The sequence below is a fragment of the Moraxella sp. K1664 genome, from assembly GCF_039693965.1.
Lineage (GTDB): Bacteria > Pseudomonadota > Gammaproteobacteria > Pseudomonadales > Moraxellaceae > Moraxella.
Window position 1 is genome coordinate 1,879,741 of sequence record NZ_CP155576.1, and the last position, 23,708, is coordinate 1,903,448.

Genomic DNA, 23,708 nt, shown 5'->3' on the forward strand with positions numbered 1-23,708 from the left:
TGGATTCAAGTCTTTTTTGTTTTGACCGATTTGACAAAAATTTTGGGAATTTGCTGTTGCCCCCTATATTTTTTTAGTATTTTTTAGTAAAATTCTCTTTTACCAATAACTGATGAGTATCATGACTAAATTTATTTTTGTAACAGGTGGTGTGGTTTCTTCTTTGGGTAAGGGCATTGCCGCCGCCTCTTTGGCTTCTGTGCTTGAGGCTCGTGGTCTAAAAGTTACCATGACCAAAATGGACCCTTATATCAACGTGGACCCTGGCACGATGAGTCCATTTGAGCATGGCGAAGTGTTCGTTACCGAAGACGGGGCGGAGACCGACCTTGATTTGGGTTATTATGAGCGTTTTTTAAGACATTCTAAAATGTCTCGTGCAAATAACTTCACATCGGGACGTATTTACCAAACCGTGCTTGCCAAAGAACGCCGTGGCGACTATCTTGGCAAAACTGTGCAAGTCGTTCCGCACATCACAGACGAGATTCAAAGCCGTATTTTAGCGTCAGGCGAAGGTTATGACGTTGCCATGATTGAGATTGGTGGCACGGTGGGCGACATTGAGAGCTTGCCCTTTATGGAAGCGGTGCGACAACTTATGGTAAAACTCGGGCGTGAAAACACCATGCTCATGCACTTGACATTACTACCTTACATCTCGTCCGCTAGCGAACTCAAAACCAAGCCTACTCAGCATTCTGTCAAAGAATTGCTATCCATTGGCATTCAGCCTGATATTTTGGTGTGCCGTACCGAGCATGACGTGGACGATGACACCAAGCGTAAGATTGCCATGTTCACGAACGTCCCCGAGCGTGCGGTGGCGGTGTGTAAGGACGCTCGCAGTATTTATGAGATTCCACGCACTTTTTATGAGCAAAATTTGGACGATTTGGTGTGCGAGCGTTTTGGCTTTAATCAGCCCGAAGCCGATTTGTCCGATTGGGATAAGGTCATTGACGGACTGTTTAACGCCCAAGGCGAGATTGTCGTGGCAATGGTTGGTAAATATGTAGAATTGCCCGATGCTTATAAATCGGTCAATGAAGCTCTATTGCACGCAGGCATTCATAACAAAACCCGTGTCAAAATCCACTACATCGATGCCGAAAAACTAGAAACCCAAGATACTCTTATGGACGAGCTAAAAGCCTGCCATGCTATCTTGGTACCAGGGGGATTTGGCGAGCGTGGCACCCAAGGCAAGATGAAAGCAATCCGCTATGCCCGTGAAAATGGTGTGCCGTTTTTGGGCATTTGCTTGGGTATGCAGCTCGCTGTCATTGAATTTGCTCGCAACGTGCTGGGACTTGAAGCCAACTCTACCGAGTTTGACCGCAAAACCGCTAATCCGATTATTGGTCTGATTACCGAATGGTTTGATGAAAAAGGCGAGCTACAAATTCGCTCAGACGACAGCGATTTGGGTGGCACCATGCGACTTGGCAAACAAGAAGCTCATCTGGTGGCGGACTCTCGCCTTGCCAAAATCTACGGGGCAGGCACCATTTTTGAGCGTCATCGTCATCGCTATGAGATGAACAATCGCTACATTGAACCGCTTGAAGCACAAGGGCTAAAAATCTCGGGCTACTCTGCCAAACAAAATCTTGTGGAGACGGTGGAGCTTGACAATCACCCGTTCTTTGTGGCGGTGCAATATCACCCTGAGTTCACAAGCTCGCCCCGTGGCGGACACCCCCTCTTTAATGCCTTTATTCATTCGGCAGTTGCATTGCAAAATGGCAAATAAAGCATTACAATAAAATAAATGGGGCGGTTTTCGCCCTGTTTATTCATTGGGAAGACAAAAGGGGACAAGATGATTGAGATTGCCATTCACGAGATACAGCCTAAGCACATAGAACAAGCCATTTTGGGCGAAGAGTTAGTTTTTATCAAAGACGGGCAGGCTTATAAAATGAATTTAATACCCGAAAATAAACTTGCTAAAAAATCACGCAAAGCAGGCAGTGCCAAAGGGCAGATTAACATGGCAGATGATTTTGATGAGCCATTGGACTGTTTTGTTGAGTATATGCCAAAATAAATTGTATGTTAATAATAAATACAGATAGGAATAAATAAATGATTGAGATTATGATTAACCATGCTGAACAACACCAAATCGCCCATGCCTTAGAACAAATATCATTGGGCGAAAAAGTATTGCTGTCAAGTAATGGCAAAAGTTTTGTGGTATTGCCTGCTGATGAGCCTGTCATGCCATATGAGCATAACCCAAAGGCAACCATGAAAGAGGTATTTAAAAACATTAAAATCCAGCTACCGCCTGATTATAAATTTGACCGTGAAGAAGCAAACAGTCGCTAAGGGTTTTTATGAATAAATCATGCTTTTTTGATAGCAATATTTTGATTTATGCCATGAGCGACGATTATCCAAAAAATCAAATTGCCCAAGAGTTATTAAATACTCATCACGTTGTAATTAGTACGCAGGTAGTTAATGAATTTTGTAATGTGATGATTAAAAAGAAATATGTTGATTTTGATAAATTGACTTATATTATTTCTGCATTTGCCAATGAGTATGATATTTTAACGGTTGATACAAAATTGGCTATTCATGCTTTAAATATCAAAGTCAAATATCGCTATTCCTATTGGGATAGCCTAATGATTGCCTGTGCCTTGCAAGCAAACACACCCATTTTATATTCCGAAGATATGCACCATAATCATATCATTGAAAATAAACTTACCATTATCAACCCATTTTATAAGGAAAACCCATGACGCTAACCGCCAAATCCACCATTGAATTATCATCACCATCAGGCGACATCAAAATTGCCAATGATTTGCCATTTGTGCTATTTGGTGGCATGAATGTTTTAGAAAGTCAAGAATTGGCATTTGAGATTGCCGAGAGCTATATTGAGATTTGCAAGAAACTTGATATTGGCTATGTGTTTAAGGCAAGTTTTGACAAGGCTAATCGGTCAAGCTTACACTCCTTTCGAGGGCCAAGCCTTGATACGGGGCTGACATGGCTAAACGACATTAAAGAAAAATACGGCGTGCCCATCATTACAGACGTACACGAACCCTACCAAGCGTCCCCTGTGGCAAAGGTGGCGGACGTGCTACAAATCCCTGCGTTTTTGAGCCGTCAAACCGACCTTGTGAGTGCCATTGCTCGCACAGGGGCGGTGATTAACATCAAAAAAGCTCAATTCCTTGCCCCGCACGAAATGCGACATATCATAGGCAAATGCCTAGAAGCAGGCAATGATAACATCATCTTGTGTGAGCGTGGCACGTCTTTTGGCTATAATAACCTTGTGGTGGATATGCTTGGCTTTGACACGATGAAAGCGATGAATGTGCCCGTATTTTTTGACGTAACGCACGCCCTACAAGAACCAGGGGCGAGAGTGGACAGTGCAGGCGGTCGCCGTAGCCAGATTACCACCTTGGCAAGAGCGGGTATGGCAACGGGACTGGCAGGGCTGTTTTTGGAGGCTCACCCAGACCCTGATAAAGCCAAATGCGATGGTCCTTGTGCGTTAAGATTGTCGCAATTAGAGCCATTTTTACGTCAATTAAAAGAGTTGGATAATTTGGTAAAAGGGTTTGAGGTTTTGGATACGCATTGATAAAAAAATGGCAAGGGTAATGTATTCTTGCTGTTTTAAAAATAGGACAGTAAAAATGACAAATTCCATTCAATTAACACCATTTAGTGATGAAACAGGTGAAGTCGTTGCAACCGCCAAAATTTGGGGGCAAGAAATTGAAGTTTTTTTAGATAAAGATGAATTTTGCGATACTTTGCCAAATCAACAACAGGTTGATAAAATAATCAAGCATTTAATATGGTTGAATGATAATAAAAAGCCAGTCATTGATTTTGCCTTAGAATGTGAAAATTTTGTGGAAAACTTTAATGATTGGATTGAAGATGAAGTTAAAAAATATGGTAAAGCCAAGCTATATGATGGTACAGTTTTAACGCAATCTGTCAGTTATGAGAAAGTTTGCCAAAGTATTTTACTATCATCAGTTTATGCTGTATTTTTTGATGATGAAATAACGCTAAGTGTGGATTTGGTAACTGAACCTGATTATTTTGGCGGACACACCTTTAATGTTGAAATTAACGATGATTTTTTAATGGAATTTGGCGGTGTAAATGGATAATGGTAAATTTTATTTTTAATTGAAATAAAGATATTTGAAAATGAAAAAAATCTCTTATTTCCTTTAATGGTGATATTGGCAAATAATACTTATGCCAATAGCAGTATTGATACGGTTAAACAAATTGTTGCATTGGTAGAAAGTGGTAATATTTTTAATTTAACCAAAATGGCTGAACGATTAACGCTTAAAGATGAGATTGATAGGGCAAAACATCAACCTGTGGCGTATGATAATCGCATTGAATATACTTATCCAATCCACACCCATCAAGCAATCCAGTCCATTTCTTATAGCGTGTCGTTTGGTGGGCGTGATTTAAGTGAAGTGTATAAAAATATTGCCATTACTTTTAAAAAAGAACATTGCCCAAGCCTTGATGAATTGCAAACAGTCTTTGGCGAAAAGTTAATGGTAAGCGAATGGGGAAGTTCGCCAAGTTTACAAATAGAGCAACATGGTGATAGGCAAGGCGTGCCTTATAAAATATATCATATTCGCACATCAAATCGGCTGATTTTTGTGGAAGACAATGGCTGTGAATTAAGTGTCATTGGCACGGCAAAATTTGAGTAATTAGAGAATATATGTTTACCTAAAATTTTCAAACCACTTACCTAATTTTGTGATAAAATACCCCTATTTCCACTCATTATCATTTACCCAATCAAAAGGAAAACGTATGTACGCTGAAAATACCGACAACGCCATTGAAATCAAAGACATCGTAGCTCGTGAGATTTTGGATTCTCGTGGTAACCCAACCATTGAGGCAGACGTGATTTTGGCAAATGGCGTGTGTGGTCGTGCCGCCGCTCCGTCTGGTGCATCAACTGGTTCTCGTGAGGCATTGGAATTAAGAGACGGCGACAAATCTCGCTATTTGGGTAAGGGTGTCAAAAAAGCGGTGGCGAACGTCAATAGCCAAATCCGCTCGGCTTTGCTTGATAAGGACGTAACCGCCCAAAGTGAACTTGATAAGATTTTGATTGACCTAGACGGCACGGAGAATAAAGCCAACCTAGGGGCGAATGCCACGCTTGCGGTGTCGCTTGCCATTGCCAAAGCAGGGGCGTTGGCAAAAAATCTGCCACTTCATCAGTACATCGCCAACCTGCGTGGGCAAACCAGCTTAACCATGCCTGTGCCGATGATGAATATCCTAAACGGTGGGGCTCACGCTGATAATACCGTGGATATTCAAGAGTTTATGATTGAGCCTGTGGGCTTTACGTCTTTTTCAGAAGGGCTTCGTGCAGGGACAGAGATTTTCCATAGCCTAAAATCGGTGCTAAAAGCCCAAGGGCTAAATACCGCTGTGGGCGATGAGGGCGGTTTTGCCCCGAACTTGCGTTCTAATGAAGAGGCGATTACCGTCATCATGAAAGCCATTGAGCAAGCGGGTTACAAGGCAGGGCAGGATATTTTCCTAGCTCTTGACTGTGCGTCTAGCGAGTTTTATAAAAACGGTCAATATGTGCTAGAAGGCGAGGGCAAATCTTACGACAGCCAAGGCTTTTCGGATTATCTGGCAGGGCTTGTGCGTCAATATCCGATTATCTCCATTGAAGACGGTTTGGATGAGAGCGACTGGGATGGCTGGGCGTATTTGACTCGTCAGCTTGGCGATAAAGTGCAACTGGTGGGCGATGACCTATTTGTAACCAATCCAAAAATCCTGCGTGAAGGCATTGATAAAAACATCGCCAACGCCATTTTGATTAAATTTAACCAAATCGGTACGCTCTCTGAGACGCTAGACGCCATTTATCTTGCCAAAGAAAACGGCTATGCGACCGTCATCAGTCATCGTTCAGGCGAGACCGAAGATAGCACCATTGCTGACCTAGCGGTGGGTACAGCAGCAGGACAAATCAAAACAGGCTCGCTATGTCGCTCTGACCGTGTCGCCAAATACAACCAACTGCTACGCATTGAGCAGATGGTAACAGCAAGCTATCGTGGGCGTGCTGAGTTTATCGGACTGCGTGGCTGATATGACAACCCAAAAAACTGATGATACTTTGTCATCAGAACATCAAACACGCACCCAAAAAGTAGACGTTAGCTTTTCGCCTACTTTTTTGGGTTATCTGCTACTCATTATTTTTGGGGCGGTTGTGTTGGCAGGTCTGCAACACCAATACTGGTATGGCGAGTTCGGTTATCATGCACTTAGTGAGCTAAATGATGAGCTTGCCAAGCAACAAAAAATCAATGCCGCCCAGCAAGCGGTCAATGACACGTTGCGAGCGGATGTCCGTGATTTAAAATCAGGACTGGGTGCCATTGAAGAGCATGCCCGCCTTGATTTGGGTTTGATTAAGTCAGGCGAGACATTTGTAGAGTTATCCGTTGCTCCCATGGTAAGTGACCGAGAGGTTCCTTATGGTGTGGATGGGGCGAGTGCGACAGAGCCTGTTGATGGACTCATTGATGATGACATGGGCGAGAATGCCTTTACGGGCGTTAGCGGTGATACGGGCGAGTGATGAAACAGACGAGTCCTAACTTGCCCATTCATGCACTCATCGTCTCGGCAGGGCGTGGCAGTCGTTTTGGGGCGGATGTACCAAAGCAATATCTGACGGTGGCAGGACGGACGGTGTTAGAGCATGGTGTGGCATGTTTGAATATCCCTGCTGTTACTGATTTGACGCTCGTGGTCGCCAAAGACGATACGCTTGTGCCGTCTTTGGATTTTGAGTTTGACCGCCCTATTTATCTGACCAAAGGTGGGGTGGAGCGTTTTTTGTCGGTCAAATCAGGCGTGGATGACATTGCTCGGCGAGCGGTTGGCGATGTGTGGGTGCTTATCCATGATGGTGCCAGACCGTGCTTGCCTGCCGATGATTTGACTCATCTGATTGGTGCGGTGCGTGAACTTGAACAGCTTGAACAAACAGATGACAAGAGCTACCCAGTAGGGGCGATACTTGCCACGCCTGTGGTGGATACCTTAAAACTTGCTCACGACACTAACAGTTCTGACAGTTCTGACAGTTTGACAGATTGTCAATATATCAAAGGTCAGATACATCGCACCATCGACCGTCATCAGCTTTGGCAAGCCCAGACTCCCCAAGTATTTAGACTGCACGCCTTACAAGCCATGCTTGATAAGGTCATCGCTGATGGGCTGATGATTACCGATGAAGCCAGTGGGTTTGAGCAGTTTGGTCGGTCGGTGGCTTTGGTGCAAGGCTCACGCAGGAACATGAAGCTGACTTACCCTGATGATTTGGCGATGATTGAGCTGATGTTGCGACATGGCATGGGTTAAACCTAAGATATGGGTTTGGTGTTGATTTGGCTTGTGTTTATTGGCGTGGTGTTGATGGTGCTTGCCACACTAGACATCTTGCCTAGCCATGACATGACAGCCATGAGCAGTCAGCTGTTTGGCATGGATACGACTCATGGGGTGGGTTTTATGATGATGAGCATGCTCTTATTGGGGTGTGCTTTTTTATGTTTTAAATTTAATCAATTTCATCCCAAATCCGCTTTTGCCCGAGTGGGGCAGGTTGCTGTGCAGGTGTTATTGGTCGGCTTGATGGTGTTGTTATTCATGCTTCGCACCATCAGCACCGAGCAGGTATTTACCAATACCGCTCACGCCATCCCTGAGCATGGCTATACCATCACCGCCAAAGTGATGGTGCATGAGATTAGTGACAGCGTGTATGACACAGGGAGCTATTATCACCAAAAAGCAGTGCTGTCTGATTTGACATTTGGCGGTGACCGCTTGTTGGATGGCTTTAATGATGTTGGTAAGAATCATAAAGATAGCAAAGATGAGGGCGAGCACGCAAGGACAGAGACCCACAACCCATTTGCCGTTACCGCAGACACACCCGAATCCCATCCGCTCCTGCCCAGTCAGATGACGGTACTACTCCAAGTGGCAGATGTCAAGGATAATAAGGACGGCTCGAACCGCCATCAGCTCGCCAAACTACATCCTGCCACGACCGCTTACATGACGCTACGTATCACACCCATCACTGCCGACCCTAGTGCGTCAGGCTTTGACAGTCAGCGGTGGCTTCGTACACGCCATATCCATGCCAATGCCCGAGTATTGGCGGTGCATGATGAGCCGATACCCCTGCCACAGGTCGGCTTGGTGGGGTATTTAGAGCGATTTCGCCATGCGTTACGCACGCATTTTTATAAAGATTGGCATGCTCTTAGTGATGATAAACAGCAAGCCCGAGCGGTCACGCTTGCCCTGCTGACGGGCGATAGGGCATTAATCAGTCGTGCGACCAAAGACCTATACCAGTTTGGCGGTATCAGTCATCTGCTTGCCATCTCGGGCATGCATGTGGTGCTGTTGGCGACGATGTTAAGTTTTGGGGTGTGTTATTTGACCGATAGGTTTTTGCCATATTATCAGCGACTGCCCCGCCATCGCTTGCGACTGTTTGTCATGGTGGGGGCGAGCATGATTTATGCGTTGTTTACAGGCTTTGATGTGCCTGCGGTGCGGACGGTTTACATGCTGTTGGCGGTGGCGGTGGCAGGCTATTTGGCATTGCCTTTGTCGTCGTTGGCGGTGCTGATGTGGGTAGGGCTGGGCATGATATGGCTTGACCCTGTCATGGTGTGGCAAGCGGGGTTTTGGCTGTCCTTTGTGGCGGTGGCACTGCTCATGAGTTATGGCGAGCGGGAGTTCGATGTGCCAGTCATGTCCATAAAAGACCGTCTGGTCGGTTTGTTAAAGTTACAAAGCTATCTCTTTGTTGCCATGCTTCCTGTGTCGCTGTTGTTTTTTGGCAAAGTCTCGCTGTGGGGGTTGTTTGTCAATCTGTTTGCGATAGGGCTGTTTGGGGTGGTCATCGTGCCGATAAATTTGGTGGCAGGGGTGATTTTTGTGGTGTTGCCAAGCCTTGCTGATGTGCTTTGGGGTGTCTCATCGCTGATATTGGCATGGCTTCATCAGCTCCTGACGTGGTTACAGAGCCTAAGTGATGTGTGGCTGTATCAGACCACGAGCGTGATAGGCATGGCACTGTTTGCCCTTGGGGTGGCGGTGTGGGTCGCCCCCGTGATAGAGCGGAAGTTTGCATTGGTGCCACTTCTGGCGGTGGCGATGATGGTGTTATTTGTAGATAGACAAACGCCATTTAGCGTGATGGTGTTAGATGGTGATGATAAAGTTAGCCAAGTACTCATCCGTCAGCAAGGGGCGGATAATGGCGATGATGCGGTGTGGCTTGTGTTGTCGGATTTGCAAGATGATAAGGCGGTAGGGCATGATAAAGTGGCGAGTGTTCTGCACGACAAACTGCGTCAGCACGGTGTTCGCCATCTGACAGGGGTCATCGTGCAGACCCCAAGCCATCGCATGAGTGATGTGGTGGCAACGCTGGCACAGGACGTGTTTATCCATCGCTATTGGCAGGCAGGGCAACCTATAAACACCGTGCAGGGCTTGCCCATGCAGGCGTGTGGGGCAGGACGGTCATGGTCGGGGCAGGGGCTTGCCGTATCGGCAATGACAGGCTGGCAGATGATAGATGATGAGCGGGTGTGGGGCTGTACCATCATCGTTGAGAGCGAGCTGATGCCTGCCATCATGGGTGGCATCCATCATGATTATGGCGATGATGATCGTGATGACCAAAAAAGCAAGCAGGTAGGGTCACGACTCATCATTAATGGAGCGACCCATGAGTATGCGTGGCACATGTATGAGAGTATGTGCCATGATGAACAGGTGCATGTCGATGTGTGGCTTGGGCACAGTCGCCATGCTGTAGGTGGGACGGTGTTGGCACAGACTTTGCCATCGCAGGTTATTTTTACTGACAAAGATACAGCGGACAACCGTGAGCGAGCTGAGCTGATGATGATAGAGCTTGGTGGTCAGTGGACACGCCCTTAACAAATTGATAAAATTTAAGGCGAGCATTTGGCGGTATTTGTGTTAAAATAACCCTTTTAAAATTTAAAATTATCTAAAACCGACCGCACGGTTTTAACTTGGATTTTTAAAAGTTAAATCAGGAAAATACATCATGGCATGGCCACCAAACCCCAATAAAGACAACTCAAACGAACGCCCAAACCCAGCACCACAAACACCGCCCAACCAATACAGCGGTCAAGAGTGGCGACTGCTAGAAAAAACACTCATGGCAAGTCTTGATGAGCAAAGAAAAGCTCGCCGTTGGGGGATATTTTTTAAATTGCTCACGTTCGGCTATATCGTTTTTATCATCGCCGTCATGGGGCGTGGGTGTAGCACTGTCAGTAGCACCATGCCACTAGAAGCGAACTCGCCCCATTTGGCGGTGGTGGAAGTCAATGGCGTGATTGCCAGTGACAGCGATGCCAATGCTTATGACATCAGCTCAGCACTGACCGAAGCCTTTGAAAATCCCAATGCCAAAGCCGTTGCCCTTGCCATCAACTCTCCTGGGGGTTCGCCCGTGCAGTCGGATGAGATTTGGCAGACCGCCATGGAACTGCGTAAAGACAACCCCGACAAAAAACTCTATGCCGTCATTGGCGACATCGGAGCAAGTGGGGCGTATTATATCGCAAGCTCTGCTGATGAGATTTGGGTGAATCCATCAAGTCTGGTTGGCTCTATCGGGGTCATCATGTCAAGCTATAACACCGAAGAGCTGATGAAAAAAATCGGTGTCCAAGACCGCACCATGACATCGGGTCAGTACAAAGACATTCTATCCATGTCTCGCCCCATGACCGAAGATGAGCGGGCACACGTCCAACAACTGCTTGATACCACGCACCAAAACTTTATCGACGCGGTCAAAGAAGGGCGTGGCGATAAGCTCAAAAATGCCGAACAAAACAACGTGTTTAGCGGTCTGTTCTGGACGGGCAAAGAGTCGCTTGAACTGGGGCTTGCCGACAAAGCGGGCGGTATTAGCAAGCTAGAAAAAGAGCTGGGTGTTGAGCATTCGGTGAATTATACCTATGTAGACCCCATGCGTAAAGTCTTTGACCGCCTTGGCGTGCAAATCGGCAAAGGTCTAGGGCAAGGCGTGCAGATGAGCATTGCAGAAAACAGCCAAAGCAAATTGCAATGATAATAAAGACAAATTAAAAAACTAAAAAAAGGGCGTGATTGAACCGACCCCCAAATCTTAGACATAAGATTAAAGGTTAGGTTGTTGCAAGTGGTTGTATTAACCCTAATTGGACTAAGTTTCTGTACTTAACAGGACTTAGTCCTTTTAATTTGCTCTTTATTCTATCATGATTGTAGTAGTGTATGTACTCATCAATCACTTGTTTAAGTTCATCTGTTGATGTAAATGTGGTTGTCTCATAAAATATCTCTTGTTTTAGCGTACCAAAGAAGCTCTCTATCACAGCATTATCCAAACAATTGCCTTTTCTTGACATGCTTTGGGTTAAGCCTTGTTCTTTTAGGGTTTGTTGATACTGGTGCATTTGATAGTGCCAGCCTTGGTCTGAATGAATGATGGGTTTGTCATCCATCTTTTCTTGGCTTAGCTTGGATAGGGCATCATTTAACATCTCTTTGACCAACTCATACGTTGGTCTGTCCTTCATCGTATAACTGACAATCTCACCATTAAACAAGTCGATGATGGGCGATAGGTAGAGTTTTCTTTGAATGACACTGCCATCATTTGCCTTGTCTTGTACTTTAAACTCTGTGATGTCTGTTGCCCACTTTTGATTGGGTTTGTCTGCTTTAAAGTCTCTTTTGAGTATATTGTCCTGAATGGTATCTTTGCCCATTGTGCCTTTGTAAGTATTAAACTTACGTTGACGACGAACCAATGCTTTGAGTCCAAGTTTAGCCATCAGTCGTTGCACTCGTTTATGATTAATGACCATGCCTTTTTGGGCAAGCTGATTGTTAAGCTCTGATGTGATTCTACGATAACCATACCTGCCCTTGTGTTGGTGGTAGATGTGGTTAATGTGTTCTTTTAAGTCAAGGTCTTTGTCAGGCTTTGTACTTTGACGAATGTGGTAATAAAACACACTTCTTGGCAAGTTTGACACTGCCAATAAGTCAGCAAGTTTGTGCTTATGCCTTAATTCTTGGATGATCAGGACTTGTTCTTTGTTTGTACTGATTGTTCCTTTTGACGAATTAAGGCATCTAGCTTTTTTAGATAGTCATTCTCTGCTCTAAGATAGGCAAGTTCATCAAGCAAATCATCCACACTTTTTTCGTGGTCTTGTTTGGTTTTCCAAGTTGATTTGGTTTTATTAGCGTTGTGTTTGTTTGACATTGCTTTTTTGCCTTTGGGTTTGGGTATTAGTCCCATTATACCAAAGGCTTGGTAGGACTTTAACCAAGTTGACAGTAAAGAAGGTTGTGGCAGATTAAGCTCTATGGCAAGTTGTGTAAGCGATTTGCCCTGTTGTATGGCTTGAACGGCATTAAGCTTAAAATCTGTGTCATAGACAGCCTTTGTGTGTCGTCTTTTTATGCCATCAATGCCATGTGCTTGATAGAGTTTAACCCATAGCTCTACGGTTGTGTGGTTTAGATTAAAGTGTTTGGCGGTTTGTTTGTAGCCATGATGATTAAGATAATACCCAATCACAGACAGTTTAAAGTCGGTTGTGTATTTTGCCATAAAAAGCACCCCAAAGGTTAGTGTGTCTAACTTTTGGGGTGCGGTTCAGATTGCCCTTTTTTATTGCCCTAAATTTAATCTTGCCAATCGTACTCAAATGTCTGATTTGCCATGCGGTCTAAATGGTCGGTGATGACAAAGCGTAGGCGAGTCTCATCATAAGGGCGTTCGGGACTGTCAGTGGTTTCGTTGCGAGTGTACTCAATATACAGCTCATCATCGTGGGGTGTCAATACAACGTCTGCCCCTGCCATTTTGACCAAATAGCCCGTGTCAGTCTCGGTAACTTCTACTTTATGGCGAAAGTGGTTAGTTAGACGTTTGGCAAGTCTTGCCCCTTCGGTGGTGCGAACACGAACGTGTGGCATATCATCTCCTGTGATAATGTGGAAAAATAACAACTATTAAATAAGACCTATTTTCACTAAATCAAGCCTTTTTATCAAATTTAACAAAATAAAATAACAATCTTAGGGCGTGCCTGCCTTTGGTATTTGCAATGAAAAATGAGAAAAATCGCACGTTTTTCAAGGAAAAAACGCAGGCTGATAGTCATTCTATCAGACAAGTTTTTGACGCAGAAAAACAAGATTTAGCCATTTTTCATGCAAAAATTGATTGAAATTGTCAAACTTTCATCTTATTTTATAAAAATGTTATCAATGGTAGGCACGCCCTAAATTAAGCGGTGCAAAATGCCATAAAGTTTTGTACAATACGTCATCTTGGGTATCTTTGGGTCGGATAAAACCGTCATGATTTTAAAAGCATTTTTGATTATTTTTGGGTGTGTGTTTTTGGGCGAGATTTTTATTGCCTTGACAGGATTGCCCCTGCCCCCGAGTGTGATTGGGCTGATTATCCTATTTGGGGCGTTGCAGGCAGGCGTGGTTAAGTTAGAGACGGTACAGAGCCTTGCCAAGACCTTACTGGACTATTTGGTGCTAATGGTCGTGCCTGCCTGTATCTCCATCATGCAGTATCTTGACATCATTCGGGCGGATTTGGGGGTGCTGATTGGGGCGACTGCCATCAGCACACTGCTGGTGCTGATTGTGACGGGCAAATCCTATGAGTGGCTGCGGCACGCCCAAAAAGCCAGGCATCAAGGACGGTCAAACCAAGGGGGCAACTTATGAACGCTGAACTATCAGAGTTGTTAAACAGCCCTTTTTTTCTGCTGTTCATGCTCATCGCTGTCTTTCATGGCTGTATGCACATCAAAGCCCGCTTTAAAAATCAGCTCATCAATCCCACGCTCATCACGACCATCGTGGTCATCATCCTGCTAAAAATGCTAAACATTGAGTGGGCGAGCTTTGAGCAGGCGAGTCGTCAGCTGACCTTTTGGTTGCAGCCTGCGGTCGTGGCACTCGCCATTCCGCTTTATGTTCAGTGGCAAAAAATTCGCTCGCAGTGGTTTCCCATCATCATCTCACAACTGCTAGGCTCGCTCACAGGCATCATTTCAGGGGTGTGGCTCGTGCGTCTGATGGGCGGTAGCGAGCAAAGTGCTATTGCCATCGCTCCTAAATCCGTCACCATGCCGATTGCCATCGAAGTCACTGATAAATTAGATGGGGTGATGGGCATTACCGCCAGTACCGTACTCATCGCAGGTGTGGTGGGGCAGATGATGGGTATAGGCGTATTGTTATTTGTCAAATCCACTCGCCCCATGGCGTGGGGGCTATCCATGGGGACAGCGTCGCACGCCCTTGGTACGGTGCGGGTCATGCAGATGGGGTCAAGGTTTGTGGCGTATGCGACGGTGGGGCTGATTTTAAATGGTATTTTAACGGCATTTTTAGCCCCTGTAATTGTGCCGTGGCTACTCTAATAAAAAATCCCCAATCAAGGGGATTTTTTATAACATGATAACATGGTGTTAATTGGCAGGCAGTTTTTGTAGTGCTGCGATACGCTCATCCAATGTCGGGTGCGTGCGGAACAGATTGGCAATGCTAAATCCTTGGGATTGACCGCTAGAAATGGCAAAGGCTTTCATGCTCTCTGGCATTTGGTCGGGGCGAGCTTCGGCAGGACGTAGGGCGTTTAAGGCACTAATCATCTTGTCACGGCTAGCAAGTTTTGCCCCCATCTCGTCGGCACGGTATTCACGCAAGCGAGAGAACCACATGACGATGGCACTTGCCAAGAAGCCAAGCAAGATATCCATGACGATACTGGTCACAAAGTAACCAATACCAGGGGAGTCGCTTTCGTTTTTAAAGACCACTTGGTCCACAAATGAGCCAATGATACGGGCAAAGAACATGACAAAGGCGTTCACCACACCTTGAATCAAGGCAAGCGTCACCATGTCGCCATTGGCAACGTGTCCGATTTCGTGAGCCAATACTGCTTCGACTTCATCGGCGGTCATGGTGTGCAGTAGTCCTGATGAGACAGCAACTAGGGCTGAGTTTTTGTTCCAACCTGTGGCAAAGGCGTTGGGTTGGGCGTTGTCAAAAATACCCACTTCAGGCATGCCAATACCGACGGCTTTGGCTTGTTTGGCGACGGTATCCACAAGCCACTGCTCGGTGGCGTTACTGGGACGTTCAATGATGACCGTACCTGTGGATTTTTTTGCCATCCATTTTGACAAAAACAAAGAAATCATTGAGCCAATCATGCCATAGCACAGACACATGACGGCAAGCGAACCATATTGAAGTCCGCCTGGTCCATGCACACCGCCCAATCCAAAGACTCTGCTTAGGATGAAAAAGGCGATACCTGCCACGACCATGACGGCGACGTTGGTGAGTAAAAATAAACCAATGCGTAACACGGTAAATTTTCCTTAAAATAAAAGTTGCAAAATAAAAATGCCCCCATTGGCATTACTGCTAATATGGGGCATGACGTTAAAAATTTAAATGGTATTTGTGTAACTGATTGATTATTTTTATAAAAAATCAGATATTTTTTAAAATCAACCAGTTACAAGCACATTATTTATGGATATAAATACGCCCTGAACCACTACCAACACTGGGGTTTTGGGGGGTGGCGTAGTTATTATTTGGGGTTGTGTAGGTAATGCTGACATTTTGAACACCTGATGAGCTGGGTACTTGTAAGGTGGTCGGGGCAGGCGTGGTAAAGTTTTGGTTCATTGCCAAGTGCGTGCCACCCCCGATGATACCCGTATCATGGCGATAGAGACTGGCATAACGGCTGTTTACCGAGCGGACGTAGTTTTGGGTTTCGCGAAATGGAGGGATGCCACCATGCTTGCGAACATTGCCCAGACCTGCATTATAGGCAGCGACAACGTGGTCACGGTTGCGAAATTGGCGTTGTAGCCATGCGATGTATTTTACCCCGCCTTCGATGTTTTGGACGGGGTCCCAAGCGTTACTTACGCCCATGTCTCGGGCGGTGCCGGGCATGAGTTGCATGAGTCCCATTGCCCCGACGGGTGAGCGAGCATTTGGGTTGAAGGCGGATTCGGTGTGAATGATGGCTTTGACAAGGGCAGGGTCTACACCATGACGAGCAGCGGCGGCACGGATTAAATGGTCGTAGGCGTTACGGTTAGCACTGCGACTGGGTGTGGCGGCAGTCGTTGGGTTGTAGGTGCTAGGGATGTTGCCGTTAGAGTGTAATTTGGTGTCAGGATAATAAGTAACGCTGATTTGGGTGAATTTTTTGGTGCCACTGGCGTTTTGTTGGACATTGGTCAAAAATTTTTGTCCGTTATCGCCGTCTTCGTAGACATAGATGGTGTTGGCTGTGGCATGAGTGGCAACAGCAGAGACTAGGGCGATGGGCAGTAGGCGACTTAAAAAAATATGGGTCATGGTCTTTTGGTTGTTAAAATGGTAAATACCCTAATTATAACATAAAAATTTATTTTTAAATAGGGTGTGCCTGCCTTTATATATTTGCAATGAAAAATGCCTGTTTAAAAAAGCAGGGGAGTCGCCCGTTTTTCAAGGAAAAACGCAGGCTGATAGTCGTTCTATCAGACAAGTTTTTGCCTTCGAGCCACAATCCGACCACTTAACTGGGTAGATTTTTAAGATTTTAACTTAACTTTTTAAATTAAGTGGTCGGATAGCCATTTTTCATGCAAAAACATCCTTTTATTTTTACAATATTTCCAAATTTTAAATGGTGTTATAAAGGGTAGGCATGCCCTAAAAAACCAAGATTTTTATCTTGGTTTTATCGCTGTGCTGTGTTTATTTGTTTGTTGATTAACCAAAAACTTTTAAGCGTTCTGCCACAGGGGCGAAAGTTTTCTCGCCAGCAGGGGCGACGATACCGCCAAAGACCATTTGGGCGACCAGTTGCCAGTTGCTAGGTACGTCCCATTCGCTTGCCACGAAGTCATTAATGAGTGGGTTGTAGTGCTGTAAGTTGGCACCGACATTGGCAGAAGCTAGGGTTGTCCAGATGGCATACTGCACCATGGCATTAGCGTGACCTGCCCAAATGGGGAAGTTGTCGGCATAAGCAGGGAACTGCTCTTGCAAGCCTTTAACCACGTCGGTGTCTTCAAAAAACAGCACCGTGCCTGCCCCTGCTTTAAAGGCGTTTAATTTGTCTTGGGTGGGGGCAAAATTCTCAGCAGGCACGATACCACGCAAAATCTCGGTGGTGGCATCCCACAGTTTTTCGTGTTCAGCCCCGTGTAGCACCACAAGGCGAGTGGACTGTGAGTTAAATGATGATGGCGTGTGGAGTAGGGCGTGTTCAACGATTTGGTCGATTTGTACGCTGGTTAGGGGGCTGTTTTTGTCTAGGGCGTAGATAGAACGGCGAAGTTCGGCGGTGGCTTGTAGGGTTTGGGTCGTCATGGGGTGTTCCTTGTTGGATAAAAATAAATAAAAGGTAAATGAGATGGGATTTATTATAAATTAAAACAATAAGAAAACAATAGTCGTTTTGTTAAAGATTTGTTTCTTATTAAGAAAAGGTTTATAATGGTAAAATGGTTTTGTTAAGTACACCTAACAAACTTAATATTTACCACAGGCTTTGTAGGGACTGGCTCCGCACGTCCTTTGATAACATGCCAATTTTTATAGGCGTGCACAGCACGCCCCTACACCAAAACTTCATTATGTTTGTGGTAATTTTAAAGTTTCTCGGGTGTATGTTTTGCCATTTAACACACTTTTAAAAATATTGCTTTTAATATAAGAACCCCAACATGGATACACTCACCAGTATCAAAGTCTTTCATCAAGTGGTTTTGACAGGCAGTTTTACCAAATCTGCCGACAGTCTAGACATGTCGGTGGCGATGACCAGTAAGCACGTCGCCCATTTAGAACGCACGCTCGGCACCAAGCTGTTGCATAGAAACAGTCGCAACATTCATCTGACTGATGCAGGCGAGCAGTATTACCGTGAGTCGCTGTACGCTTTGGAACTGTTAGACAGTGCCAAAGAGACCGCCCAAGGGGCAACCGATGGCGTGCGTGGCATGTTAAAAATCACCATGCCCAGATGGTTTGCCAATCCCAAGATGGCAGGCTATTTGAGTGAATTTCAGGCACGTTATCCTGACGTGATTTTGAATGTCTCGCTGTCTAATCAGTTCGTGGATTTGGTGGCGGATGGTTTTGATTTGGCACTGCGAATCACCCACGACCCCAAGCCATCCTTGATAGCCCGCCCTTTGACACGCATGGATTTTTATCTGGTGGCAAGCCCTGACTATCTGTCACGCCATGGCACGCCGACCACGCCCGATGAGCTAAATGACTCTGCTTGTCATCGGGTGATATTGCCGACGTATGTCAAAATGGACAACGTGTCCATTTATCATCACGCCACGCAAGCGGAATTTGTACTAAACCCCAAGCCGTCCATGTACAGCAATGACACGCCCATGATTAGTGAGCTGGTGCGGGCAGGGGCGGGGATTGGCTATGCCCCAAGCTGGCTTGTTGAGCATGATTTGGCAGATGGGCGACTGGTGCGACTGCTTGCTGATTATGAGCTGTTGTCGGTCACACTCTATGCGGTGTATGTGGATAGGGCGTTTTTGAGTGCCAGAGTACGGGCGTTTATTGATTTTATGGTGGAAAAATTGGATGGTTAGAATTTAGCCATTTTTCATGCAAAATAGATTAAAATTTTTAAAATTTATTTCAATTTCAACTTAAAATTACAACTTACTGATTCTTCAATGATTATTTTCGGGTTGTAGGGGTGAATTGCAATTTGCCCTTGATAAAACAATCACTCATACAAAGTTGAGAATGGGGTAAAATTTTGTTTTCTTTTTATAAAAATATTATCAATGCTCGGTACGTTCTGATCATATCCTGTCAGCTACCTGTAACATTTGGGTGGTTTTCCATGGTTTTTTCACTTGCCAAATGCCCGATTTTAACGTTATGATATGACACTTTTAATATTTTAACAATGATTATCATGCTAAATCATAAAAAAATCCCCAACCGCTCACCAAAATCAGAACAGGGGCTGATGCTTGTTGGGTTTTTGCTGTTGGTCATCATCATCGCAGGACTCGTGTTTTTGGCGATGTATGCCTATAAGTTAAACAGCGAGATTGTCAGTAAATTTGAAAATCGCCGTTGGGACATTCCCGCCACGGTCTATTCTCGTCCGCTGGATTTGGAGCAGGGCGTGGCGATCTCTGATGCCAATTTTAAGGCGTGGCTTGACATGCTAGGATACAGCCAAGGCGATGTTAATCAGACGGGGCGTTATGAGAAATCGGGCAGTACCTACACGGTGCATACACGGGGGTTTGATTATGGTGATGGTGAGATAGACTCAGCACAGGTGCTAAAAATCACCTTTAACGCTGGCAAAGTGACCAAAATCCAAAGCACCAATCCCAATACAGATGGGGCGGTGCGTTTGGAGCCGATTAACATTGGCGGTATCTATCCTGAGAATAACGAAGACCGCATTTTGCTGACCAAAGACACCATGCCGAGACAGTTGGTGGATGCACTCATTGCGACAGAAGACCGTGGTTTTTATGAGCATTATGGCATTTCACTGCGTGGCACGAGCCGAGCGTTGCTCTCCAACATCACAGGGGGCGAACGTCAAGGCGGTTCGACCATTACCCAACAGCTCATCAAAAACTTCTACCTAAACTCCGAACGCACCCTAAAACGCAAGGCAAATGAAGCCTTGATGGCTCTGCTGTTGGAACGTCATTATAGCAAAGATGCGATTTTGCTGGCGTATTTAAATGAGATTAATCTAGGGCAAAATGGCAATCGTTCGGTCAATGGCTTTGGCATTGCGTCGCATTTTTATTTTGACAAGCCCATATCGGAGCTGAGCCTTGACCAGTATGCCTTGCTTGTTGGGGTTGCCAAAGGGTCAAGCTATTACAACCCCAGAAAACATCCCGAGCGGGCGACCGAACGCCGTAACACCGTGCTACACAACATGCTGGTCATGGGTAAAATCAGCCAAGATGAGTATAATGAAGCAGCCCAGCGACCACTGGGTGTGGTCAAAACCCCTGCCATCGCCAAGCCCAAATTCCCTGATTTTTTTGATGCGGTCAGTCGTGAGCTAAGACGGTATTATAAAGACAGCGATTTGCGTGGGGCGGGGCTAAAAATCATCTCCACGCTAGACCCGATTGCCCAAATGTCGGCAGATAAAGCCATCAGTGAGCATTTAAATAAAAAAGGCAATAAAAGCAAAAATTTACAAGGGGCGTTGGTCAGTGCCGACCCTGCCACAGGCGAGCTCGTTGCCATCGTGGGTAGTGCTAGCGACTTTACGGGGTTTAATCGTGCCATTGATTCAAAACGACAAGTCGGCTCGCTGTTAAAGCCTGTCATCTATATGACTGCCATCCAGTCGGGCAAATACCACTGGGCAACCCCCATCAAAGATGAACCCATCGCCTATCCTGCCGGTGGCAAATCATGGACACCCAAAAACTATGCTGGCAGAAGCTATGGCGATGTCCCCATGCTCAACGCCCTTGCCAACTCTTATAACCAGTCGGCGGTCAATGTCGGCATGGATTTTGGGGTGGATGTGTTCGCCAAACAGCTACGCCAGTTGGGGGTGGAGAGTGACATTCCCCACTACCCATCGGTCATGCTCGGGGCGGTGGATTTGTCGCCCATGGACATGCTCGGGGTGTATCAAGTCTTTGCCAGTGGTGGCTATCACACCCCCATTCATAGCATTCGTCAGGTCATCAGCGAGACGGGTAAAGTGATTCAGCGAACAGATGACAACATCAAATCAACGGCACGCATACCACCCGAGGTCATGACGGTAACAAACTTCGGTCTGCAACAAGTGGTCAAAGATGGCACCGCCAAAGGCATGGGTAAGATTGGCAGTACTTATAAACTCGCTGGCAAAACAGGCACGACCAATGATGCCCGTGATGCGTGGTTTGCAGGGTTTAGTGGCAACTATGTTTCGGTGGTGTGGGTTGGACGCGATGACAATAAGCCTATCGGACTGACAGGGGGGTCGGGGGCATTGCCGATTTGGGCGGATTATATGAGACGGCTCAACTTAGCTCCTGTGCATTTTGGTCAAAGCAGTGATGTGGCGTGGCTGTGGCTTGATGGCGAGACAGGACTGCTCTCAGATGAGATGTGCGAGCGTGCCATGTATGTCCCTGTGTTAAGCAAGCATGCCCCCAAAGAAAGCTCGTCATGCCTAGATGAACAGTATTTGGATGAGTATGATGAGACCATCAGCGAAGATGGCGAAGAGGTCATTGATGATGGCGAAGTGGTCTATGGTGAGGTGGCTGATGAGACCGCAGAAGATGTGGTCTATGGTGATGTGGAAGCGGAAGTGGAAGCAGAAGAGAGTTTTTGATGTATAGCCATTAAAAACCATTTGCAAAATCAAATCAATACTGCTATCATTGATTTATGACAAAATAGTGACAAAACTATAACAAAGCCATGACAAAACTGTAAAATAGGATTGTCGTGGTTTTTGTTCATGCCACATACCAATCATGAAGTGTCCATCATGAAACGCAAAAACTACCTACATCATCTCATGCTTGTCGTCTTTGCCGTGGGGCTTGGTTTGTCCTTTTGGTACAGCTCGGCTTGGCTACATCTGTGCTATGGGCTTGCCTTGTTTTTGTTTGGTATGCAATGTATCGAAGAGGGCTTACACAGCACGGCAGGCGGGACACTTGAACGCTTGATGACAAAAAGCACCGCCACACCCGCCAAGGGTTTTTTGTTTGGGGTGGGTTCGACCTTTATTTTGCAGTCCAGTACGCTTGTATCGCTTTTGACCATCGCCTTTTTGGGGACGGGCATGATTACGCTTGCTGGCGGTATTGCCATCATTTTTGGTACCAACCTTGGGGCAACGACAGGCATTTGGCTACTTGCCTTGGCAGGGCAGAGTGTAAGCTTATCGCCTGTTGCCATTCCCATGCTTGTCTTTGGGATTTTGCTTGGGTTTTTTGGTGGTCAGCCCAAGGCGGTAGGGCGGATATTGGTGGGGGTGGCACTTATTTTTATGGGCATTGATGCCATCAAATCAGGCTTTGGGGCGTTTGGCGGACAGCTTGATTTTGCGTCTTTGAATTTTAGCCCAACCTTAGAAGTGCTGACCTTTGCAGGGATTGGGTTTTTATTGACGTGTGTGTTGCAGTCGTCCCATGCCACGCTGATTTTGACCTTGACCGCCCTTGCCAGTACACAAATCACCATTCCCCAAGCCTTTGCCATTGCGGTTGGTTCAAACTTAGGCTCATCTGCCACAACTGCCATCATGGGCATGATAAGTAGTGAGCGAGCAGGACAACGCCTTGCGTTGGCACACCTGATTTTTAATGGGGTAACGGCTCTTTTGACCTTTGTGCTTTGGATGCCGATGACCACGATAGTGGACACCATTGCCGAGCTTGCCAATTTTCCGCCTTTGATACAGCTTGCCTTATTTCATACGCTCTTTAACGTGTTTGGCATTGCGGTGTTTTGGCGGTGGCAGGGCAATCTTGCCAATGCTTTAACCAAAATCCTGCCCGACAAAGCCAACACCAAACTTCTGCCCGATGGCTCACAGGCAGTCATGCCACGCCATCTTGACCCCAATGCCTTGATGTCGGCAGATATTGCCCTGCGAGCGGTATCCCAAGAGATTCGCCATTTGGCAAGCCTTAGTATGGAAGTGATGTCGCACGCTGTCTTTGTGCCAAGCGATGATATTTACAAAAAAGACGAGTCGCCCACTGCCCCCACACCGCCTTTTGAACCGAATGTGCAGACTTTGTACGAGTGGCAGATTAAGCCTTTATACAGTGAGATTTTGGACTTTGTTAGTAAAATGGACGTGGATGAGACCGACACCCGCCAAGATGAGCTGACTGCCATTCACCTGGTGGCGTTTACACTACTGGGTATGGTTAAAGATGCCAAGCATTTGCAAAAGAATATGGCAAAGTTTTTGGCGGTTGATGTAAAGAATGACAAAAAAGATGGCGACATCAATGACATCGGTCAAGAATACCGCTATCTTAGAGAGCATTTGTTTGTCTCACTACAAGCCCTTGCCAAGGCGGGGGAGATGAAGCTGGGTTCACAAAAATGGGTCATGCACATAGACACGCTCATTCGCCATGCTGATGGGCTTGATGAAATGCGTGGGCAGGTATTTGACCGCCTGCGAGATGGCGTACTTGATGGCGAACAGGCATCATCGCTCATGAATGATATTAGCTATGTCAAACGCATTGAAGATGGTGTGCTAGAACTTCTGATGGGGGCAGGCGAGATGTTTTGTTGTCAGGCACGTTAATGCTGTCAAAAAAGCAAACAATCATAACATTTTGATACATTTTCCCAAAACTTATGAAATGTGTTAAAATTGTCATATAACTGTCATATTTGACTTTTATAATGCAACGATTTTTGGATACAACCATGTTATCCATGACGATTCAGATTAAATAGTAGTGGCGTTGCCCATT

The 23,708-nt window shown here is 45.8% G+C and carries 24 protein-coding genes; 18 read left to right on the plus strand and 6 right to left on the minus strand.

Annotated elements, in window-relative coordinates; genetic code table 11:
• Positions 1 to 121 precede the first annotated feature (121 nt).
• The 12 genes from AAHK14_RS09375 (at position 122) to sppA (ending at position 11,239) form a co-directional block, all read left to right on the plus strand.
• The gene (locus AAHK14_RS09375) at positions 122 to 1,756 is read left to right on the plus strand and encodes a CTP synthase (protein ID WP_065256760.1); all 1,635 of its coding nucleotides are present in this window, start codon (positions 122 to 124) and stop codon (positions 1,754 to 1,756) included.
• A 69-nt stretch (positions 1,757 to 1,825) separates the two neighbouring features.
• On the plus strand, positions 1,826 to 2,053 hold the full coding sequence (locus AAHK14_RS09380) for a DUF2281 domain-containing protein (RefSeq protein ID WP_065256756.1): 228 nt from the start codon (positions 1,826 to 1,828) through the stop codon (positions 2,051 to 2,053).
• Positions 2,054 to 2,091: 38 nt separating this feature from the next.
• Positions 2,092 to 2,337, plus strand: coding sequence for a hypothetical protein (locus tag AAHK14_RS09385; RefSeq protein WP_065256755.1), 246 nt, complete (start codon positions 2,092 to 2,094; stop codon positions 2,335 to 2,337).
• A gap of 8 nt (positions 2,338 to 2,345) precedes the next feature.
• A complete protein-coding gene (locus AAHK14_RS09390) occupies positions 2,346 to 2,762 on the plus strand; it encodes a PIN domain-containing protein (protein WP_065256754.1) in 417 nt (138 codons plus the stop codon).
• Positions 2,759 to 3,625, plus strand: a complete 867-nt coding sequence (kdsA, locus tag AAHK14_RS09395) for a 3-deoxy-8-phosphooctulonate synthase (protein ID WP_065256753.1) — start codon at positions 2,759 to 2,761, stop codon at positions 3,623 to 3,625. The genes AAHK14_RS09390 and kdsA overlap by 4 nt, the downstream gene beginning before the upstream one ends.
• A gap of 55 nt (positions 3,626 to 3,680) precedes the next feature.
• The gene (locus tag AAHK14_RS09400) at positions 3,681 to 4,169 is read left to right on the plus strand and encodes a hypothetical protein (RefSeq protein ID WP_065256752.1); all 489 of its coding nucleotides are present in this window, start codon (positions 3,681 to 3,683) and stop codon (positions 4,167 to 4,169) included.
• 75 nt (positions 4,170 to 4,244) lie between these two features.
• Positions 4,245 to 4,745, plus strand: a complete 501-nt coding sequence (locus AAHK14_RS09405; protein WP_281133522.1) for a hypothetical protein — start codon at positions 4,245 to 4,247, stop codon at positions 4,743 to 4,745.
• Positions 4,746 to 4,851: 106 nt separating this feature from the next.
• Entirely contained in the window at positions 4,852 to 6,165 is a 1,314-nt protein-coding gene (eno, locus tag AAHK14_RS09410) for a phosphopyruvate hydratase (protein WP_065256750.1), read from the plus strand.
• A 1-nt stretch (position 6,166) separates the two neighbouring features.
• Entirely contained in the window at positions 6,167 to 6,661 is a 495-nt protein-coding gene (locus AAHK14_RS09415) for a septum formation initiator family protein (RefSeq protein ID WP_065256749.1), read from the plus strand.
• Complete coding sequence (ispD, locus tag AAHK14_RS09420) at positions 6,661 to 7,452, plus strand: 2-C-methyl-D-erythritol 4-phosphate cytidylyltransferase (RefSeq protein ID WP_065256748.1); 792 nt, start codon at positions 6,661 to 6,663, stop codon at positions 7,450 to 7,452. The genes AAHK14_RS09415 and ispD overlap by 1 nt, the downstream gene beginning before the upstream one ends.
• 21 nt (positions 7,453 to 7,473) lie before the next feature.
• Positions 7,474 to 10,065, plus strand: coding sequence for a ComEC/Rec2 family competence protein (locus AAHK14_RS09425; protein ID WP_194092732.1), 2,592 nt, complete (start codon positions 7,474 to 7,476; stop codon positions 10,063 to 10,065).
• A 133-nt stretch (positions 10,066 to 10,198) separates the two neighbouring features.
• Positions 10,199 to 11,239: a signal peptide peptidase SppA gene (gene sppA, locus AAHK14_RS09430; protein WP_065256746.1), complete on the plus strand. Its 1,041-nt coding sequence runs from the start codon at positions 10,199 to 10,201 to the stop codon at positions 11,237 to 11,239.
• A gap of 76 nt (positions 11,240 to 11,315) precedes the next feature.
• Here sppA and AAHK14_RS09435 read toward each other — a convergent pair whose 3' ends face one another.
• The 3 genes from AAHK14_RS09435 to AAHK14_RS09445 all read right to left on the minus strand — a co-directional run bounded on the left by AAHK14_RS09435 (position 11,316) and on the right by AAHK14_RS09445 (position 13,143).
• Positions 11,316 to 12,266 carry an IS3 family transposase gene (locus AAHK14_RS09435; RefSeq protein WP_115246899.1) on the minus strand — a complete coding sequence of 317 codons (951 nt, stop codon included), beginning with the start codon at positions 12,264 to 12,266 and terminating at the stop codon, positions 11,316 to 11,318.
• Positions 12,239 to 12,775 carry a helix-turn-helix domain-containing protein gene (locus tag AAHK14_RS09440; protein WP_065256690.1) on the minus strand — a complete coding sequence of 179 codons (537 nt, stop codon included), beginning with the start codon at positions 12,773 to 12,775 and terminating at the stop codon, positions 12,239 to 12,241. Before AAHK14_RS09440 ends, AAHK14_RS09435 begins: the two co-directional genes overlap by 28 nt.
• A 74-nt stretch (positions 12,776 to 12,849) precedes the next feature.
• The gene (locus AAHK14_RS09445) at positions 12,850 to 13,143 is read right to left on the minus strand and encodes a DUF2218 domain-containing protein (RefSeq protein ID WP_065256745.1); all 294 of its coding nucleotides are present in this window, start codon (positions 13,141 to 13,143) and stop codon (positions 12,850 to 12,852) included.
• Positions 13,144 to 13,274: 131 nt separating this feature from the next.
• On the opposite strand from AAHK14_RS09445, the gene AAHK14_RS09450 reads away from it, so the two are divergent.
• The 3 genes from AAHK14_RS09450 (at position 13,275) to AAHK14_RS09460 (ending at position 14,615) form a co-directional block, all read left to right on the plus strand.
• Entirely contained in the window at positions 13,275 to 13,397 is a 123-nt protein-coding gene (locus AAHK14_RS09450) for a hypothetical protein (RefSeq protein WP_255518639.1), read from the plus strand.
• Positions 13,398 to 13,530: 133 nt separating this feature from the next.
• Positions 13,531 to 13,914: a CidA/LrgA family protein gene (locus AAHK14_RS09455; protein WP_065256744.1), complete on the plus strand. Its 384-nt coding sequence runs from the start codon at positions 13,531 to 13,533 to the stop codon at positions 13,912 to 13,914.
• Entirely contained in the window at positions 13,911 to 14,615 is a 705-nt protein-coding gene (locus tag AAHK14_RS09460) for an LrgB family protein (RefSeq protein ID WP_194092570.1), read from the plus strand. Before AAHK14_RS09455 ends, AAHK14_RS09460 begins: the two co-directional genes overlap by 4 nt.
• Before the next feature lie 48 nt (positions 14,616 to 14,663).
• Here AAHK14_RS09460 and htpX read toward each other — a convergent pair whose 3' ends face one another.
• The 3 genes from htpX to AAHK14_RS09475 all read right to left on the minus strand — a co-directional run bounded on the left by htpX (position 14,664) and on the right by AAHK14_RS09475 (position 17,589).
• Positions 14,664 to 15,572, minus strand: a complete 909-nt coding sequence (gene htpX / locus AAHK14_RS09465) for a protease HtpX (RefSeq protein WP_062501308.1) — start codon at positions 15,570 to 15,572, stop codon at positions 14,664 to 14,666.
• Between the two features lie 163 nt (positions 15,573 to 15,735).
• On the minus strand, positions 15,736 to 16,587 hold the full coding sequence (locus tag AAHK14_RS09470; RefSeq protein WP_065254851.1) for a lytic transglycosylase domain-containing protein: 852 nt from the start codon (positions 16,585 to 16,587) through the stop codon (positions 15,736 to 15,738).
• A 399-nt stretch (positions 16,588 to 16,986) separates the two neighbouring features.
• Positions 16,987 to 17,589: a nitroreductase family protein gene (locus AAHK14_RS09475; protein ID WP_065254852.1), complete on the minus strand. Its 603-nt coding sequence runs from the start codon at positions 17,587 to 17,589 to the stop codon at positions 16,987 to 16,989.
• Between the two features lie 356 nt (positions 17,590 to 17,945).
• Between AAHK14_RS09475 and AAHK14_RS09480 the strand changes: the two genes are divergently transcribed.
• The 3 genes from AAHK14_RS09480 (at position 17,946) to AAHK14_RS09490 (ending at position 23,536) form a co-directional block, all read left to right on the plus strand.
• A complete protein-coding gene (locus AAHK14_RS09480; RefSeq protein ID WP_065254853.1) occupies positions 17,946 to 18,842 on the plus strand; it encodes a LysR family transcriptional regulator in 897 nt (298 codons plus the stop codon).
• Between the two features lie 335 nt (positions 18,843 to 19,177).
• On the plus strand, positions 19,178 to 21,589 hold the full coding sequence (gene mrcB, locus AAHK14_RS09485; RefSeq protein WP_065254869.1) for a penicillin-binding protein 1B: 2,412 nt from the start codon (positions 19,178 to 19,180) through the stop codon (positions 21,587 to 21,589).
• Between the two features lie 129 nt (positions 21,590 to 21,718).
• On the plus strand, positions 21,719 to 23,536 hold the full coding sequence (locus AAHK14_RS09490) for a Na/Pi symporter (RefSeq protein ID WP_197035865.1): 1,818 nt from the start codon (positions 21,719 to 21,721) through the stop codon (positions 23,534 to 23,536).
• Positions 23,537 to 23,708: the final 172 nt, after the last annotated feature.